At 35.1% G+C, this 19,280-nt stretch carries 14 protein-coding genes; 8 read left to right on the plus strand and 6 right to left on the minus strand.

Features of this window, described 5'->3' with window-relative positions:
- Positions 1 to 4: 4 nt before the first annotated feature.
- On the plus strand, positions 5 to 1,321 hold the full coding sequence (locus tag MY04_RS15995) for a sensor histidine kinase (protein ID WP_066211226.1): 1,317 nt from the start codon (positions 5 to 7) through the stop codon (positions 1,319 to 1,321).
- 1 nt (position 1,322) lies between these two features.
- Here the strand turns inward: MY04_RS15995 and MY04_RS16000 are convergent, their stop codons facing one another.
- The gene (locus MY04_RS16000; protein ID WP_066211229.1) at positions 1,323 to 2,261 is read right to left on the minus strand and encodes a glycosyltransferase family 9 protein; all 939 of its coding nucleotides are present in this window, start codon (positions 2,259 to 2,261) and stop codon (positions 1,323 to 1,325) included.
- Positions 2,262 to 2,523: 262 nt separating this feature from the next.
- Here MY04_RS16000 and MY04_RS16005 point away from each other — a divergent pair, with 262 nt between their 5' ends.
- Positions 2,524 to 3,117, plus strand: a complete 594-nt coding sequence (locus tag MY04_RS16005) for a sigma-70 family RNA polymerase sigma factor (protein WP_066211233.1) — start codon at positions 2,524 to 2,526, stop codon at positions 3,115 to 3,117.
- Between the two features lie 66 nt (positions 3,118 to 3,183).
- The gene (gmk, locus tag MY04_RS16010; RefSeq protein ID WP_066211235.1) at positions 3,184 to 3,753 is read left to right on the plus strand and encodes a guanylate kinase; all 570 of its coding nucleotides are present in this window, start codon (positions 3,184 to 3,186) and stop codon (positions 3,751 to 3,753) included.
- A 76-nt stretch (positions 3,754 to 3,829) separates the two neighbouring features.
- Here the strand turns inward: gmk and MY04_RS16015 are convergent, their stop codons facing one another.
- From MY04_RS16015 to MY04_RS16035, 5 genes are all read right to left on the minus strand, one after another.
- Positions 3,830 to 4,903 carry an MFS transporter gene (locus MY04_RS16015; protein ID WP_066211237.1) on the minus strand — a complete coding sequence of 358 codons (1,074 nt, stop codon included), beginning with the start codon at positions 4,901 to 4,903 and terminating at the stop codon, positions 3,830 to 3,832.
- Between the two features lie 62 nt (positions 4,904 to 4,965).
- Positions 4,966 to 5,409, minus strand: a complete 444-nt coding sequence (locus tag MY04_RS16020; protein WP_066211239.1) for a heme-binding protein — start codon at positions 5,407 to 5,409, stop codon at positions 4,966 to 4,968.
- A 6-nt stretch (positions 5,410 to 5,415) separates the two neighbouring features.
- Complete coding sequence (locus MY04_RS16025; RefSeq protein ID WP_084005921.1) at positions 5,416 to 8,784, minus strand: cyclic nucleotide-binding domain-containing protein; 3,369 nt, start codon at positions 8,782 to 8,784, stop codon at positions 5,416 to 5,418.
- Between the two features lie 199 nt (positions 8,785 to 8,983).
- On the minus strand, positions 8,984 to 10,714 hold the full coding sequence (rho, locus tag MY04_RS16030; RefSeq protein WP_066211241.1) for a transcription termination factor Rho: 1,731 nt from the start codon (positions 10,712 to 10,714) through the stop codon (positions 8,984 to 8,986).
- Positions 10,715 to 10,902: 188 nt separating this feature from the next.
- A complete protein-coding gene (locus tag MY04_RS16035; protein ID WP_158297734.1) occupies positions 10,903 to 12,249 on the minus strand; it encodes a neutral/alkaline non-lysosomal ceramidase N-terminal domain-containing protein in 1,347 nt (448 codons plus the stop codon).
- A 147-nt stretch (positions 12,250 to 12,396) separates the two neighbouring features.
- On the opposite strand from MY04_RS16035, the gene MY04_RS16040 reads away from it, so the two are divergent.
- The 5 genes from MY04_RS16040 to rpoB all read left to right on the plus strand — a co-directional run bounded on the left by MY04_RS16040 (position 12,397) and on the right by rpoB (position 19,071).
- Positions 12,397 to 13,071 carry a DUF4136 domain-containing protein gene (locus MY04_RS16040; protein ID WP_066211245.1) on the plus strand — a complete coding sequence of 225 codons (675 nt, stop codon included), beginning with the start codon at positions 12,397 to 12,399 and terminating at the stop codon, positions 13,069 to 13,071.
- A 27-nt stretch (positions 13,072 to 13,098) separates the two neighbouring features.
- Positions 13,099 to 13,677: an outer membrane beta-barrel protein gene (locus tag MY04_RS16045; protein ID WP_066211247.1), complete on the plus strand. Its 579-nt coding sequence runs from the start codon at positions 13,099 to 13,101 to the stop codon at positions 13,675 to 13,677.
- 67 nt (positions 13,678 to 13,744) lie between these two features.
- Positions 13,745 to 14,212: a hypothetical protein gene (locus tag MY04_RS16050; RefSeq protein ID WP_066211249.1), complete on the plus strand. Its 468-nt coding sequence runs from the start codon at positions 13,745 to 13,747 to the stop codon at positions 14,210 to 14,212.
- A gap of 164 nt (positions 14,213 to 14,376) precedes the next feature.
- Positions 14,377 to 14,964 carry a TlpA family protein disulfide reductase gene (locus MY04_RS16055; RefSeq protein ID WP_066211250.1) on the plus strand — a complete coding sequence of 196 codons (588 nt, stop codon included), beginning with the start codon at positions 14,377 to 14,379 and terminating at the stop codon, positions 14,962 to 14,964.
- 234 nt (positions 14,965 to 15,198) lie between these two features.
- Positions 15,199 to 19,071, plus strand: coding sequence for a DNA-directed RNA polymerase subunit beta (rpoB, locus tag MY04_RS16060; protein WP_066211252.1), 3,873 nt, complete (start codon positions 15,199 to 15,201; stop codon positions 19,069 to 19,071).
- The last annotated feature ends 209 nt before the right edge of the window (positions 19,072 to 19,280 follow it).

Raw genomic sequence — 19,280 nt, forward strand, 5'->3', positions numbered from 1 at the left:
TTTAATGAAAACATCTGGATATATCCTTCTTGGCATAAGCGGAATTCTCTTAATTATCTTGGGAGGACTGATGATGCATTATCAAAGTTCCATCAACTTGTTGATAACTTTCGGAATTTTGGCAGGGCTTTTACTGACTTATCAACTAACCACAATCAAAAAGATCATTGATAAAGGACTGTTGATGGTAGAAGCTATTGGCAATGAGGATTTAGGTTTTCTACATTCGAAGAACTTTAAACTATTCAATGCACATTATCAACATCGTTTAGAAAAGCTGTATACCTCTTTTGCACGTATCAAGAAGGAAAGTTTGAAGCAGGAGAATTACTTGTTTTGGTTGATTGAACAGTTGGAAGTGGGCATTTGTACTTTCGACGAGAAGGGACATATCCTTCATATCAACTCGGCTTTTAAAGAAAAAGTGAAGTTATCAACACTCACACATGTGAATCAGTTATTATCAAAGACGGCGATTGATCAAAAAGTCTTAGAAAAGGCGGAATTGGAAAATTCTTATCAACTTCCCCAATCGAATAAAGTACTTAAGGTGAAAAAGCTTCAGAAGGAAGATCAACAAATTACATTGCTTACTTTACAAGACTTATCCACAGAGTTGGACGATAAAGAATATGCCTCTTACAACAAGTTGATTCGTGTGCTAACCCATGAAATTATGAATGGAATGACGCCAATTATCTCACTTTCTGATGGTTTATTGATGTCATTTGAAGATGAAAATGGCCATTCTGTGCAATTGGAGCAGGTAACACAAAAAATGCTCGATACCAATGCGAAGAGTTTAAAGGTGATTCATCAACAAGCAGAACAGTTGATGCACTTTACCAACACGTATCGATCGATTACCAAGTTGCCACAGCCTAAAAAAGAAGAAGTGGATGTGGAAATGTTCATCAATCAGCAGGTTGAAAAGGTAGCTGAGCGACTAAAACAAAAAGATATTCACATTGAAGTGAAGAATGTGAATAACTCAGTAGTATCACACAATTTTGACCCCATATTAATTGGACAATGTGTGCATAATATCCTTAAAAATGGCGTAGAAGCACTTCAAAATGTGGATAATCCTAAGATGAAGATCAAAATTCAAAAAGAAGACCACTTGTCTATTCGAATTGCCAACAATGGCCCTGAAATAGGTGAAGAAGAATTAAAACACATCTTTGTTCCCTTCTTTACGACCAAAGAAAAGGGAGATGGAATTGGTCTGAGTTTAAGTAAACATATCGTTCGTGTACATCACGGAAGTTTACATGTGAACTCAGACAAACAAAAGACAGAGTTTATTATTAAACTATAATTTAGTTGATCACTTCTAGGACATCATTTGCTTTCAATTTTTTCATACACTCACAAGCTTTATCACCCACACATTTAATGCAAGAAGCATCGTTGGTAACTATTTTCTGAAGATCATTGTGTAAATAAAAAACATCTGCTGCAGCGGAAATAACCAAGACCTTCACTCCCATCGCATAAGCAAAATGAGCCATGTCGTTATTATAGGTAATCAACTGATCAGCTTTTGAGATTAAAGCTAGTCCTTCTTCCAAGTCTTCAATTTCGGTGTAATCTTTTACAGATGGAGCTCTAAATAATTCAGGAGAGGTAAGTTTTAAAGCTTTGCCTTCCATTTCTGTACCTGCAACAATGTAGTTATTTTCGTATTTGGGCAAAGCTTCGATGATTTCGAAATAACGGATCCCCGGCCAAGCTCGGTGTTCTTCCTCTCTATATGGATAGAATAAAAAGTTCTTTTCTTCTTTTTTAAACACTCCTCTGAAGAATTGTTCAGGAGCCTCGATAATATTAGTAGAGGTATAACATTTCTCTAAAGGAATATCAAATGCTGTGAGTAACTGGAAATAGGCGTTTAATAGAGTGGTTGATTTTGATAAATCAATGGCTTTGGTGAGTCTTCGATTGTACCTCCAAGAATACTTTCCTCCGATTCGATTTTCAATTTTTAAATCACGTGCTTGTTTACTTAACTCGTTATTTTCTGATAAAAGAAGAAGGGCGTCCGATTGTTCTAATAATTCAGAATCTGATTCAGTAATAAATATATTAATTAAGGAAATGTGCTCAGCTATACTTTTTTGAGCTTCTGTTCCCAACCAAATAATTTCCAAATTTTCATTGTACTTCTTAAGAATGGGTAATATTTGGATACCAATGCCAAAATCCTTTAAAAAAGAGTTCCCACTTATAACAATTTTCTTTATTCTTTGTACAATCATAATAATATCATTATCAATACATTACGAAATTACGTTTTAACGTTGCGCAATTCGTATATTGAAAAACCTAATTTATTTAAGCTTGATGAAAAGGTGAGGATCTTTTCAAATTAGCAAAAAGTGATTACTTAAATATTCCTGTAAATCTATAATGCATAGCCTAAATATATAGATGTGACACTTAATCTATGCATTAATTTAACCCTTTTTCAACTCAAAAGAGGAGCTACAAAGTTAGTTCTTTTAATTAACTCTCAATGCTATGAGTGAGACTACAAAAAAGACATTATCTACTGAGGAACGCATGGAAGTTTTTGACCGTGAGTTTGCTCCACATACAGATTCAATGTACAGTTTTGCCTATCGTTTAACAGGCGATGATGAAGATGCTAAAGATTTAGTACAAGATACTTATATGAAATCGTATCGTTTTATCGACTCTTTCGAGGAAGGAACGAATGCGAAAGCTTGGCTATTCAGAATTTTAAAGAATAGTTTTATTAATGAATACCGAAGAAAAAGTAAGGAACCGTCTAAAATTGACTATCAAGAAGTAGAAACAATATATAATGGCGAAAAAAATGATCCCGCTGTTGTTTCTGGAATGCGTCAGGATAATTCTAAATATAGAATTGGCGATGAAGTAACGACTGCTTTAAATGCTTTAGCGGTTGACTTTAGAATTGTTATCATTCTATGTGATCTTGAGGGATTTACCTACGAAGAAATGTCTAAAATATTGGATATTCCTATTGGAACCGTAAGAAGTAGATTACACAGAGCTAGAAATTTACTTAAGGAAAAACTAGAGAGTTATGCAAAAAAGATGGGATATTCTCAAAAGAAAGCAAACTAAGTGAGTATTCACAATTATAAGTCCTTATCTTTGTGCACTTAAATCTAAAAATTTGCACGTTTAAGCATGAAATCAGGCAAAGTATTTATCTTTTCCGCACCATCTGGATCAGGTAAAACCACCGTCGTTAGACATCTACTAAGTGTTTTCCCAGAATTGACTTTTTCAATTTCCGCGACTACACGTAACCCGAGAGGGGAAGAAAAGCACGCTGAAGATTACTACTTCATATCGGCTGATGATTTTAAAAGTCGTATTCAAAACGATGAGTTTGTAGAATATGAGGAAGTATACGAGGGACTATTCTATGGTACCTTGAAAAGTGAAATCGAAAGAATTTGGAGTCTTGGCAAACACGTTGTTCTAGATGTGGATGTTATTGGAGGCATTAATCTTAAAAAATACTTTCAAGAAAAAGCACTATCAGTGTTTGTTTGTCCACCAAATGTGGAATGCTTGGAGGAGCGTTTAAGAGGTCGTGCAACAGATTCTGAAGAAGCCATCAAAGAGCGTGTGGCTAAAGCAGCTGAAGAAATGCCTTACGGCGATGAGTTTGATGTGCGCCTTATCAACGAAGTTTTAGAAGTAGCTTTAAAAGATGCTGAAAAACTGATAACAGATAAGATTGCAGAGTAAAAGCAAGCTATAAAAGAAATAAAAAGAGCGATGTTTATTGAGTTAAACATCGCTTTTTTTATTTCACGTAGATTTTTTAAAAGAATAATTCAGCTATTTTCATTACCAATAAATTAGTCAAAGCAAGAAGACTAAAAAGTATACCTAAAAATTTAGGATGTCCATACCTAGCTATTAAAACGTTTACAGTTGGTATTATTAATACTTCAACCAAAGCGAATAGAAAAGAAAATAGTATAAAAATATTCGTAGATATATCTTGAAGGTTATTCAAGTTTAAAACAATGAAAATAAAAGGTATACTAAGAAATAGTATACTACCTAAACCTAATTTATAATTTGGTTTGATATAGATAAAACAAGCAATAATAAATACTACGAAATAAAGAGTATTTGAAAATGTACTACCTATTTGAACAATTCCTTGAGAACTAAATACGGGATAAGTTGTGTTACTGAAATATTGGAATACTAACCAATAAATAGAACTAAAACCAAGCATCCCAATCAAAACAAGAATTCTTTTTGTTAATTGATCTTTTTGAATATGATCTGTTGAAATAGTTGCTTCTTGAATTTTTATTATTGGAAGGATAGAAAGTAGAAGAAATATACCAGAAATCACAAGACCAATGGAATAACTAAAACCTTCTGAGATACTACTAATAAAAAATGCCCCTACAAAAGCTGAAATATTTGATACTACTAAAAGTCCAAGAATGGCGACGTCCATTTTTTTGTTGTTGCCTAAATAATATTTACAGTAATTACTATAAAAATTAGGTCTAAAAAATCCATTACCAATACAGAAAATACCTAGACCAATATATAACCCTAAAGTACTGTTTAAACAAAGGGTTAAAATACCCAAAGCTTGTAGTACAGACCCTATAACAATAGCTCTTTTACTACCTATAACTAAATCTCCTAAGAGACCTCCAATAAATTGAGTTGAATAAAGACCAATAGTAAAAATACCATAAATAATAAAAGCTTCTGTATTACTTAAGTTCATTACCTCGCTTGTCATGTATAAGACAAAGAAAGATCGAAATCCCCAATAGCCTATACCATTTAATAGCATCGATAATGCATGAAAAATCCCAGCTTTATTGCTTGTTTGCTCTGAAGTAATTGTTGTTGTGTTCAATTGATTTTAAATTTTAATCAAAAAAATAGTTTGTATAAAAAGTGAAGTTGATAAAAGAACTTCTACAAAAGTTGTAAGTCTTGAAATGCTTCAATAATAATTGAATGATCCTTTTCATCATTCAATCCAGAAACAGTAACGATAGCAATCATTCCAACATTTTCAACAAAGATGGGGATTGCTCCGCCTTTTGCAAGATATTGATTTTCATCTAAAGCAAATGTTTTCTCTAAGGACATTTTTCCGTTGAAGAGGTCGTGTTTCACACTCAAAGAACTTTCTTCAAAATGCTTAGCGACATTGGCTTTTCTATCTATCCAATTATGTTTATCAGCGGGTAAGTCGTTATCCACATACATAAAAATAACGTGGTTTAATCGCTCCACACGAACAGCAATTTGTTGTTTTTTTAGTATAGCGATCTCATGAACCTTTAAACCTATTGTTAAGCCTAGTCGATTATCAAATTGGTTTAAAGTGATTTTACGAAGAGTGTTTGTTTTCATGATTAATTATATCTTCTCCTTAGTAAACGAAGAAGACTTTTCGTTTTTACGAATTCGTTGCCCCAATACTTTCATGATACCGACCATCAAACTTCTTCTATACCCCATTAAAGCAAGGAAATCGTCTTGTTCAATTCTTAGAAGAACCGAATCTTTGGTAGTAGTGGCAGAAAGTGTTCTTGGTGATGAATCTAAAATACTTAAATCGCCAAAGAAATCTCTATTGATAAGGTTGGCATAAGTAGATACACCATCATGAAGACGAACTTCCCCTTCATAAATAATGTACATCTCTCTACTCTCCTCTCCTTTTCTGAAAATACTTTTATCTCGTGGGACTCGAATTTCGTGAGTGATACTGGCAATATCCACCAAAACATGTTCAGGTACTTCTCTGAATAGGTTGGTCGATTTTAGTAAGATTACTTTTTCTAGTTCCAATAAAGGCTTCGTTCCTTCACTTAAAATACCCATAATCAATTCTTTTTTCTCTTCTGATACCATCTCATCCAATGTTTTTTCCAATGGAAGATCTTGGTAGTCTAATATTCTTTTTAAACCTATCGCCGCAGGTTCAATTAATCGTAATTCGTCTTTATTTAAAATCTGACCTATAAACTTTAATAAACTTGGCGACATAGTATCTCTCACACTAATTAAAGCCGTGATTTTAGTCCAAGTATTGAATAGAGGGCGATTGTAGGAGAACGGTCGGATGATCCCTAAAGTGATACTCAATGGATCGACCAAATTGGCCGTATAATAATCTCCTAACTTCTGCATTTTTACTTCCAAGCTGTAATAACCGAGCACGATCATCAGTTTCTGATAAATAGACGGAGGTAATGATTTCCACAGATTCTTTTCGGTTTCTGCGTTCCTCATTAAAGTTTCTAAAGAGTTGTTTCTATCAAATTCTGTTACAGAAGTATCGGTATACAGTTGAGATTCTATACCGGCAATCAGAAATTCCTGAATGATTCTAATTTTCTCCTCAATAAGCTTCAGTTCATCTTCCAAAGCTTTGATCATTAATTGTCGAACAGGCTTTTCGTGGTTTAACACGTAAATGGCATTACATACCCAATAGTAGTTCGAGAAGAAACGTTCTAAAAGCTTAAATAAAAGGTCAAAATCACTTTTACTTTCAGGAGAATACTTTAACCTTTTCAATGCATTGTATGCCGCCATTCTCATCAAAGGCCAAGGATATTCTACCAATTGCCAAAGAATCTCAAAAGATTTAGGAGATTTAATTTTACCCATCACTTTACATAAAGTAATCAAATAAATCTCTTCCCTTCTTTTGTTGACGAAAAGCTCATTTTCGATCACATTCAGACACTCTTCACCATAATTTATTAGAGAACGGAGAATAGTATCATTAAACTTATTGTCTTTTAAAAGTGAAATAAGAATAGGAATGTGCATTGGACTTTTTACAATACTAGTAATCTTTATGGCTCCTTTTACCCTTACCTTATCATCACTTAGTAAGGCATTTAAGATATAAGGTTCGCTATCTTTAGGTGATGTTTTTGCCAATACTTCCAAGGCTAACATCGCTTGGAAAACATCGTCAGAGTCAATGGTATTTTTGATAAAATTGAGGGCAATATCCCTCATGTCGTTATCTTTTGATGATAATAAACCATACAAAGCACCCTTTCTTACCTCTGCATCTTTATGATCTATCAAATCAATAATATCCTTGATAAAATCAGGTTTATATTTACAAGTAACGACAATTGCTTTCTTTCGCACTAGAGGATCTATTTCTTCCTTAGCAAGGTGTTCAATAGCAGATTGTATTTTATCTGTCATATTGTTTTCACCAAATTCTATAGAAAAATATCGAATAGCGGCATCTGGGTGACGAAGCATATGTAAAACAATCGTCTCATTTTTCTTAGGGTTGATGATCGTATTAGCTTCCAAGGCATAGATAATATCCTCAGGCATTTTTGACATCAACTTAGAATTTAATAGACGGTTGACTTCTTTATCATGTGTAGCAATTTCGTAGCTTTCCATATCTCTAAGAAGGAAAGCACGACGAATAATCACTCGATAATCTCTGGAAACCAATTTGGCCATAATCCACCACGAAAGAAGTAAACCAATTAATAGCCATACAATAGACATGCTTTCTTCAGAGGAATTATTGATATCCAATATCCACAATAAAACACCTGAAAGGAAAAGTCCGGAAGCACCAAAGAAGCCTCGAATAATTCCATAAGAAAAACCTCTATGTTTTCTCTTTATTGGTCGTAAAATCGATGATTGAACAGTGGTGAAAATAATATTTCTAGTAAAAATAAAAGCAATGGCGATTAAGGAAAGAAGAATTGGTATTTCTGTAGGGTGAAGTCTTAATAACAAGTAAGTGATAATGGTAACTACTAAAAGTACTATAGGTGGAGTATGTAATAATTTTTTGATACCAATATCTTGTAATTTTCTCGTGGTAAAATAAGGTTGAACGATAGAAACAATAGCATAAGCTATAATCAGAATTAAACCTAAAACCATTATCCCTTTTGCAGGAGAGTAAACAGTCATCCTTAAGTCGATCATGAAAAAGTATTCAATAATCGCCCAAACACAAGAAATACTAAGAGTAAGAATGCCAATTTTAAAAATATAAGGATTGGTGATTCCAAAGATCCAAAAGCTTTCGGGAGTGTATTTTCTTGATGGTCTTGTAATTTCCCTATGATACCCTTTTAAATGTTCCTCACAATTTTTTGAGGTAAAAATCTGCCATACACTCCAGCCACTAAATACGGACAACAGTACGCCAATAAAAGCAATAGATGATGGACTTAATACCTTACTAATCACAATGGCAAATATAAATCCGGCTAATTTTGAGAATAGCTTGATGGATTTTGCTTTCTCAAAATAAGTGCGATTTTCTGATGTAGTGAAGGTATTTTCAGAAACTGACCAATAGGTACTATCTTCTAAGAAGATGATGATCTTGACCGACATAATAAGTAAAATTATACTTAAGAACTCGGGTCGATCAAAACTTAAATACCAAATGAGGAGTTGAAATAAAATTTTTAAAACACCATAAAAAGCATTAAGATGTTCTTGCCTCATTCTTCTTTCTAAATAAGCAGTTACTCTGGCCAGTGCCATAATACTTAATCCAGAAAAAATGAAAATGTAAGGTAAAGTATCTACCGCTCTTTCACTAAATAAAAAGGAATAGGCGGTAGAAAAGGCAATGGCAACAGAAGCTCCTTCAAAGGCAAAAAAGAAGATCAACCAAGTAGGATTATTCTTGCTGAGTACCTGAAAAATCTTAGTGAATATGCTTTTCTCTGGTAAGTAATAATATATTTTGGATGTAATAATGTTCATTTACATCAACTGCTAATTAAAAAATTGGTTGCTTAAAAATTTCTTCAACTTAGGTGTATATCAAGTCGATTGAATAGAGTTTAAATTGGGGTTAAAAGAAAAATATTTTTAACTAAATCAAACTCAAGATTTAAGGTAAGAAAAAAGCCGAAGTAATAAAACATCACTTCGGCTTTTCATAACGTATATTCTAGAAATACTATTTATTCATGGAGATCAAGAAATCTTCATTCGAACGAGTACCTCTCATATTACTTTGTAGGAATTCCATGGCTTCTGTCGATTTCATATCAGACATCATTCTACGCATAATCCATACACGTTGTAATGTATCTTTATCCATCAACATATCTTCTCTACGCGTACCCGACATTGGAATATCAATAGCAGGGTAAACACGCTTGTTCGCCAGCTTTCTATCCAATTGAAGTTCCATGTTACCTGTGCCTTTGAATTCTTCAAAGATAACTTCGTCCATTTTAGAACCTGTATCAATTAGGGCAGTAGAAATAATAGTTAAAGAACCACCGTTTTCTACGTTACGAGCTGCACCAAAGAATCTTTTTGGTTTGTGTAAAGCGTTTGCATCCACACCACCAGAAAGGATTTTACCCGATGAAGGAGCTACTGTATTGTATGCTCTTGCCAAACGAGTAATCGAGTCCAAAAGAATGACTACATCATGAGAACATTCTACCATTCTCTTCGCTTTTTCAAGTACTAACGAAGAAACCTTAACGTGTTTGTCAGCAGTTTCGTCGAAAGTTGAAGCAATAACTTCAGCATTTACACTACGTTGCATGTCTGTTACCTCTTCCGGACGTTCGTCGATAAGAAGGATAATCAAATAACATTCAGGGTGATTTTGTGCAATTGCATTCGCCACTTCTTTAAGAAGTACCGTTTTACCAGTTTTAGGCTGTGCTACGATCATACCACGTTGACCTTTACCAATAGGAGCAAAAAGATCAAGGATACGTGTAGAATATATTTGAGGTTTTGTAGATAAGTGTAATTGGTCTTGAGGGAACAATGGAGTTAAGTATTCGAATGGAATACGGTCTCTAATTTCCTCAGTAGTTTTACCGTTTACGGTATCTACTTTTAATAAGGCAAAATATTTTTCACCATCTTTTGGAGGACGGATACTACCTTTTACAGTATCACCTGTCTTTAGTCCAAATAATTTAATTTGAGATGGAGAAACATAAATATCGTCAGGACCTGCCAAATAATTATAATCTGATGATCTAAGGAAACCGAACCCATCAGACATAATTTCCAAGACACCTTCGCTATCAATAACACCATCAAAATCTTTTACAGATACCTTTGGTTGTTCTTTTTTTGGCTCAAGTGCCCTTTGTTCATTAGCAGTTTGCTTTTCCTGCTCTAAAGTTGGTAGCCCTTCATCGTTGTCATCATCCAAGAACATATCAAAATCAGGTAAATCGTCGAATGCGTCAATACCTAAATCGATTTCTTCCATCGACATAATATCGTCGTGGGTTACTTGAACGTGTTGTTGCTGTTGTGGTTGATTCCCCCCTTTCTTCTTTTTCTTATTACCGGCTTTTTGAGGTGGAGGTGTTTTCTTAACATTCTCTCTTTTCACTCTTTGGGCTGGCTGACTTTGTTGTTTGCGTCTTGTTAACCTTTTTTCAGGTGCTTTATCTGAAGGGGTAGATGGAGCAGTTTTTTGAGTAGTCTCTTTATCGTTAGAGGCAGGGGCTGCTGGCTGTTTTGTTTCAGGGGCAGGTGCAGCAGATCCTTCCGGAGATTTTTTCTCGGAAGTAGCATTGACATGCTTTTCTATTCTTTCAATTAACTCTTTCTTACGAAGGTTACTGAAATTTTTCATGCCAAGACTTTCTGCAATATCCTTTAGTTCGGATAGCAATCTAGCCTCTAGTAGCTTTCTTGTATACATAAAAATTAATGATGACAGTTTTGTGGCTGTCGCGTATGAAATACTTTTTCAGAAGAATTTATAAAAATAAGGTGTGAGATATGAAGCTATCTTCTTTTATAGTCGTCACCAGAAGGAATCGGTGTCGGACTGTTCTTTATTTTATGAAGCTAATTTAAGCCAATAATGTTATTGGTACAAATGAAAAATTAATTTTCTATCAATTCTTTAATAATATCACCAAAATATGCCCCATATTCCGGTCCTACCCAGTTCATTTCACGTATTTCAAAGCTTTCTAGTGTATCGTAATATGCATCGCAAGTGATGTAACCAACATAGTTACCGTTAAAACTTGTCATCATAAAGTGTTCATTTTTTTGTTTCACCAGCTTATCATATTCATAATCAATAGCAATTTCACCCGATATATCTGAAGGAGAAGCAAACCAATTGATGTTTCCTAATTTCAGTAAAGTGATATCACCTTCTAAACCGCCAGAAGCGGAACGAAATACCCAATCTCTTACTTTTAAATGCTTTTCTATACGTACTTGTGAGGGACGAAAATCAATAGGCGTTTTTTGGATGATAGTGTTAACTACAGCTTGAGTTGGAGTTTTATCCCATATATTCAAGATAGAATCTGATAAAACTTTACCCATATTTTCTAATCTAGAGAAACAATCATGATTATGATTTGGATTTGCAGGGCCATGACTTGCTACCATTCCTGCACAGAAAGCCGCAAAATCAATTTTATCTGAGGCTTCTAAATAACTAACCCATGCACCAGGGTAATCTCTAGAAAGAATCCAATAGTTCATTTCAATATTGGTAGGGTGAGCATTGTAAGTAACAATAGCTGCACTTTTACCATCTTCTCTTGTGATTTTTATTCCACGAATAGAATTCTCCTTGCGACCATTGTGAACAATTCTATTATTCACCCATTCTGCCGATTCAGATTTTAAGAACCCAACCCTCCCTTTGCTTTTGTGTTTTCTTGCTTCTACAATAGCTTTAAAAGACGCTTCTGTAATTTTATTCGTACCCACCTCCGAGAATAATCCCATAGCAGCATTTCCTATAGCACTTGGATCAAATCCTCCTATGCCATTATGAGTATGAGTAGCAGAAAACATCACATCTTCTGTCGTTAAGCCAATCGTATTTAGTTTTTTCTCTAAACGTTTTCTTACCTCAATGGGAAAAATCATTAAATCTAAAGTCAGTACAATAGACTCTCTGATGCCGTCATCAAAAGAAAAAGCCCTTGCGTACAAGGAATCTCTTACCATTCTGTAAGGACCTCTAAATCCATAGCCAGCCAGTGGTAAAGGTTCACCTTTAGGGATAATACATTCTGAAGACCAGCCTATAAGTAGTGTGTCTTGAGAAGGTATTACTTTATTTATTTTTTTTACTGTTTCATGAACGTTATCCATGGTTACCTTATACTCTTGGGTAGAATGTATGGGGGTACGGTCTATTCTACCTATTAGCACTAGGGCTATAATGATAAGAACAGCAAGGGAAACTAATAATTTTTTCAATGTAATTACAGACTGTTTTGTATCACAAAAATAGTAATAGGAGGCTATTTATTCAATTTTTTAAAATAATCATCTTAAAATATTTCTATTTGATATAATCCATTTATATTTGCTAATATTAACATTTATATAACTCATTTTTTAATCATGAAAAATCTTATTTCTAAGATAGCTGCATTCTTCACTATGCTTGCTCTGCTTCAAAGCTGTTACCCAGGTGGAGCGGAATATACAAGTGATTTGGATATTGCAGTCTCTCAGTTTTCTTCCCAAGAAGATTTGCAAAGTTACAAGACCTATTATTTGTTTACTGATTCTATGGCTATTGTTGGTAACTCATCTGATGTGTTAACACAACCAGAACAAGCTATTATTATTAATAATACAGATGATTTATTGCAGAATAAATTAGGCTTGTCAAAAATCACTACTCCAACGGCAGATAATAGTGCTGATTTGTACATCTACTTAACACAAATTGCTGTTCAGCAATCAGGAGCAATTTGGAATCCTCCAATTTATCCAGGTTACCCGGGATGGGGTTATCCAGGTTACCCAGGTTGGGGCTATCCAGGCTACGGTGGTGGTTACACCTATTATTCTTACAGCAACGGGACTATCTTAGTTGATTTCGTTGATGTTAAAAAGACTATCGCAGAAAACGAAGGTAAGCCTGATGAACAAGACTTTACTTTAATTTTAGGTTGGCAGGGTGCTTTAAACTCTGTTTTATCTCGTTCTAACAATGTTCCTTTAGTTAATGAAGGAATTAGCGTTTTATTCGATCAATATAACACAGCAAAATCAGGATCTGATAATTAATACTCATCATCAAAAAGAAATTTAATCATGAAAAAATTTATCGTATCCTTAATTTTTGCATTGGTAGGATATACAGCTTCAGCGCAAACAGAATTTATGATCACTTATCAAATGGGATTACCTGTTGGAGAAACTAGTGATTATGTAGGTGCATTTAGTGGTAGAGGTATGGGTCTAGAGTGGAGATATCATTTAACTACAACTCCTGTGTCTTTTGGCTTTTCAGTAAACTGGAATGTTTTATATGACAAATCAGAAGACCGATATGTGGGTGATGGTGTAATTGCAGATGGTAAACAATACCGTACAATGAACATTGTTCCTATTCTAGGACATGCACATTATTACTTCAATAAAGACGGTATCTTAAACCCTTATGCAGGTGTAGGTGTGGGTACCTATTATATAAACCAAAGAACAGAATTTGGTCAATGGGCCATTGTTGAAAAGAATTGGCATTTTGGTGTAGCTCCTGAAGTAGGTGTTATTGCTGATGTGAGTTCTTCATTAAATATGTTGTTTAGTGTAAGATATAACCATGCATTTAAAGCAGGTAACTCTATAGATCACTCTTACGTTGGATTCAATATTGGTTTAGTTTACTAATAAAAAAAGATTTTTAATATCATCCTGATATTACTTTTAATGTCAGGATGAATTTTTATTTGATATTATGAAAAAGTTATTCATTTCTTTCTTACTATTTTTTGGATTTGTTTTCGCTTCACAAGCACAAAACATTGATGCTGAGACAATCAAGACAGTGATCAAAACCGAAAAGAGAATCTTCTTTACAGAAAACATGAATCTTTCTTTAGAAGAAGCAGGTACTTTTTGGGCATTGTATGATGAATACGAATTGGCTTCACAAGAATTAGTAAGAGAAAGAACACAATTGTTTAAGTCTCTAATAAATGATACGGATGGTATCACTGATGAGGAAGCAACAACGATTGTAGATAACACTTTAGAGATTCAAGCTAAAAATTTGAAACTGAAAAAGAAATACATCAAGATGATGAAAAAGCAATTATCACCTAAAACAGTGGCTCGTTTTGTTCAATTAAACGAATTGGTGAATAATTTCTTGAAAACTCAGATTCTTGCTGAAATGCCTGTGATTACTCAGGATCCTCAATAGTAGTGATTGTTAAGTAACAGTCATCACATAGAATGATATTTGAAACCTCTACTTTTGTAGGGGTTTTTCTTTTTACAGTAATATGTCATGATTAATAAATACTAAAGACTAATTATAAAGTCAATCAAAAATATTTTTACCAGAAATAGATAACAATCTAATTTATGAAAAAACAAAAAATTATTAAGGAACTTAAATCCTGGGGTATAATCGTAAGTGTATTTGGTGTGTTGTATTTTACAGGCTTACATGTTGAAGTATTTGGATTTATACAACGGTTAACATTAGCTACCGGATTAAGAAACGCAGATGCCGATACAGAAGAGAAAGGTAGATATGGAAGTACAGACTATAAATGGATGCTGCAAGATTATACTACTGGAGAAAAAGTAAACCTTGAAGAGTTTAAAGGGAAAACGGTATTTCTAAACGTTTGGGCCACATGGTGTCCTCCTTGTGTAGCAGAAATGCCAAGTATTGAGGGATTATATCAAAAACTAAAAGACAATGAGGATATAGTTTTTGTGATGTTGAGTGTGGATGAAAAGCCTGAAAAGGTGGGTGAGTTTATGAAGAGAAAGAAATTTACCTTTCCCGTTTATCAAGAAATAACTTCAACTCCTTCCGTTTTTCAAACAAGAAGTATCCCTACTACCTTTGTATTTGATAAGAATGGAGAGATCATCTTTAAACATACAGGTATTGCCAATTACGATACCGAGGATTTTGTAAAAATGCTCACATCTCATTGACTTTATTTTACTTATTTAAAATTATTCGTAAAACTAATAGGGTAAAAGGTATGACTTTAGTAACTTTTATCTATATTTGCAAGTTGCATGTAAAATATATTCTTTTAATTGCATAAAAAGACACTTTTACAAGCAAGTAAAATACATTTTGCGCCCCTGTTACATAGGTTATATACGGCTTTTATAATCAATTTATTGTAACAGATAGTTTTGAAACTTAAAAAGAAAACCACCTTGGCAACATTCAAGAACGGTAGAAAGAATTTTGCGAAAGCAAAGAGAGTTCTAGATTATCCAGATTTTCTAGACGTACAGTTTAAGTCATTCCATAACTTCTTCCAAATCGATACTCCTCCGGAGTTGAGAGAAGACGAAGGTTTGTACAAAGTATTCATGGAGAACTTCCCTATTACGGATTCTCGTGAAAACTTCTTATTGGAATTCATCGATTATACAATTGATCCACCGAAATATACGGTTGACGAGTGTGTAGAAAGAGGTTTGACTTTTAGTGTACCTTTAAAAGCAAAATTAAAGCTTTCGTGTAGCGATGAAGATAATGAGGATTTTGAAACCATTGAACAAGATGTGTTCTTGGGTAACATTCCTTATATGACAAGAAGAGGATCATTTGTAGTAAATGGTGCGGAACGTGTAATCGTTTCTCAACTTCACAGATCTCCTGGTGTTTTCTTTGCACAATCAAAACACACAAACGGTACGAAACTTTACTCTGCAAGAGTAATTCCTTTCAAAGGATCATGGATCGAATTTGCAACTGACGTGAATAACGTGATGTATGCTTATATCGACCGTAAGAAAAAATTCCCTGTAACAATGCTTCTTCGTTCGATCGGTTATGGATCGGATAAAGATATCTTGGATTTATTCGAGTTATCAGAGGAGATCTCAGTATCTAAAGAAAACTTAGCTTCTTTAGAGAACAGAACATTGGCTGCTCGTGTATTGAAAACATGGACAGAAGACTTCGTAGATGAAGATACAGGTGAAGTAGTATCAATTGATCGTAACGATGTAATCTTAGAGCGTGACCACATCATCTCAGAAGAAGATCTTGAAATGATCGAAGATTCTGGCGTTGGTTCAGTAATCGTTCACAGAAAAGATATCAACATCAACGATTTCCGTATCATCTTCGATACGTTATCTAAAGATAATTCAAACTCAGAGAAGGAAGCGGTTCACCAAATCTACCGTCAACTTCGTAACACTGAGGCTCCTGATGATCAGACTGCACGTGATATTATCCAAAACTTATTCTTCTCTGACAAACGTTATGACTTAGGTGAAGTTGGTCGTTACAAACTTAACCGTAAGTTGAAGACAGAGACGAGCATGGACATCCGTGTGCTGACAAAAGAAGATATTGTCAAAATCATCAAGCACTTGATCCACTTGATCAACTCAAAAGCTGTTGTCGATGATATTGACCACTTGTCAAACCGTCGTATCCGTACTGTAGGTGAGCAATTGTACTCACAATTCGGTGTTGGTTTAGCGCGTATGGCACGTACAATCAAAGAACGTATGAACGTTCGTGATAACGAAGACTTTAAACCAGTTGATTTGGTGAATGCTCGTACGTTATCATCAGTAATTAACTCGTTCTTCGGTACCAACCAGCTATCTCAGTTCATGGACCAAACTAACCCTCTTGCAGAGGTTACGCACAAGCGTCGTATCTCAGCATTAGGACCAGGTGGTCTTTCTAGAGAGCGTGCAGGTTTCGAGGTTCGTGACGTTCACTATACTCACTATGGTCGTCTTTGTACTATTGAGACACCAGAAGGTCCAAACATTGGTTTGATTTCGTCATTAACTGTATATGCGAAAGTAAACAATATGGGCTTCATCGAAACTCCTTACCGTAAAGTAACGAACGGTATTGTTGATATTGACGACAATAATGTTACTTATATCTCGGCTGAGGAGGAAGATGAGAAGTTTATCGCACAAGCGAAAACTGATCTTGATGAGAATAACCGTTTCGAAGAAGAATTTGTAAAAGTTCGTTACGAAGGTGACTTCCCATTAAAGACTCCAGAGGAAATTGACTACATGGACGTTGCTCCTAACCAAATTGTATCGATTGCCGCATCAATGATTCCTTTCTTGGAGCATGATGACGCCAACCGTGCCTTGATGGGATCAAACATGCAGCGTCAAGCAGTACCATTATTGAAGCCTGAAGCTCCAATCGTAGGTACTGGTTTGGAAAGAAACGTAGCCATTGACTCTCGTACAGTTGTTCTTGCTGAAAAAGATGGTGTAATCGATTCTGTTGATGCTAATTCTATCAACGTTCGTTATGATCACTCTGATGATGAGTGGTTAGCTTCTTTCGAATCAGAAGTGAAGAGCCATAACTTGATCAAGTTCCGTAGAACGAACCAAGATACTTGTATGAACATGCGTCCAATCGTGAAGAAAGGACAACGTGTTTCTAAAGGCGATGTTCTTTCAGAAGGTTACTCTACAGAAAATGGCGAATTGGCAATTGGTAAAAACTTACTAGTAGCCTTCATGCCTTGGCAAGGTTATAACTTTGAGGATGCGATCGTAATCTCTGAGCGTGTTGTACGTAACGATGTTTATACATCATTACACATTGTAGAACACGAATTGGAAGTACGTGACACTAAACGTGGTGAAGAAGAATTAACTTCTGAGATCCCTAACGTTGGTGAAGAAGCAGTGAAGAACTTGGACGAAAACGGTATTATCCGTGTTGGTTCACGTGTTCGTCCTGGCGACATCCTTATCGGTAAGATTACTCCAAAAGGAGAATCTGATCCAACTCCAGAAGAAAAATTATTACGTGCGATCTTCGGTGATAAAGCAGGTGATGTTAAAGATGCATCATTAAAAGCTTCTCCATCATTGATCGGTACTGTAATCGATACACGTTTATTCGCTCGTCCTAAGAAAGACAAAGAATTACGTGCTAAAGCGAAGAAAGAAGTAGAGCTATTGAAAAAACAATACTCACGCGACTTGAAAGGCTTAGAAAATAGAATGATGGCTAAATTGGTGGAACTTCTTGACGGTATGACTTGTCAAGGTGTGAAACACAAGTTTGGTCAAGAGGTAATGAGCGCAGGAGTTACTTTCTCTGAAGCAAATATCTCTGAAAACATCTTCCCTGGTGAAAACCCATTCCGTGATGACTCATCATATGCAGTTGCTGAAGAGGCGAACCTTTTAGGTGACCTTATCTTAGATAACTGGACGGATGATGCTCGTGTAAACGAATTGGTAAGATCTACAGTGAAGAACTATGTAAATGCTCGTAACGAAGTAACAGGTTACTTCAAGCGTGATAGATTTACATTAGAAGTGGGTGACGAATTACCAACTGGTATCGTTAAACTTGCTAAAGTTTACATCGCTAAGCGTCGTAAATTGAAAGTAGGTGATAAGATGGCCGGTCGTCACGGTAACAAGGGTGTTGTTGCGAAGATCGTACCTGAAGAGGATATGCCATTCTTGGAAGACGGTACTCCAATGGACATCTGTTTGAACCCACTAGGTGTACCTTCTCGTATGAACATCGGTCAGATTTACGAAACAGTTCTAGGATGGGCTGGTTTGAAAATGGGTAGAAAATATGCCACTCCAATCTTCGATGGTGCTTCTGAAGACGAAGTAGTAGCGGAATTGAAAGAGGCTGGTCTTCCTGATTATGGTCGTGCTCAATTATACGATGGTTTAACAGGTGAGCCATTCCACCAAAGAGTATCTGTTGGTGTAATGTACATGCTGAAACTAGGTCACTTAGTAGATGACAAAATGCACGCCCGTTCTATTGGACCTTACTCGTTGATTACTCAACAACCTCTAGGTGGTAAGGCACAATTCGGTGGTCAGCGTTTCGGTGAGATGGAAGTTTGGGCATTAGAGGCATTCGGTGCAGCTAATGTACTTCGTGAAATCTTAACTGTGAAGTCTGATGACGTTCAAGGACGTGCGAAAGCATACGAGGCAATTGTTAAAGGTGACAATATGCCTAACCCGAATGTTCCAGAATCATTCAACGTATTGGTTCACGAACTTCGTGGTCTAGCTCTTGAAATTACGCTTCAGTAATCAAAGAGCCTATGACAAGACTACAAAGCCAAAATGTATATACCTGTGGAGAGCAATCTCCACAGGTTTTTTGTTTTAAATACTTTGGTAGAACTATAATTTAAAGTGTTAATTATAGAATAAATTCATCCTTTAAGTATTAAAAACGATATATTTTTGATATTAAATCACTTCATTTATTAAATTGCGAAGCGTTTTTTTCACGCATA

The organism is Flammeovirga sp. MY04 (genome assembly GCF_001682195.2).
In the GTDB taxonomy this organism is placed as follows: Bacteria; Bacteroidota; Bacteroidia; order Cytophagales; family Flammeovirgaceae; genus Flammeovirga; species Flammeovirga yaeyamensis.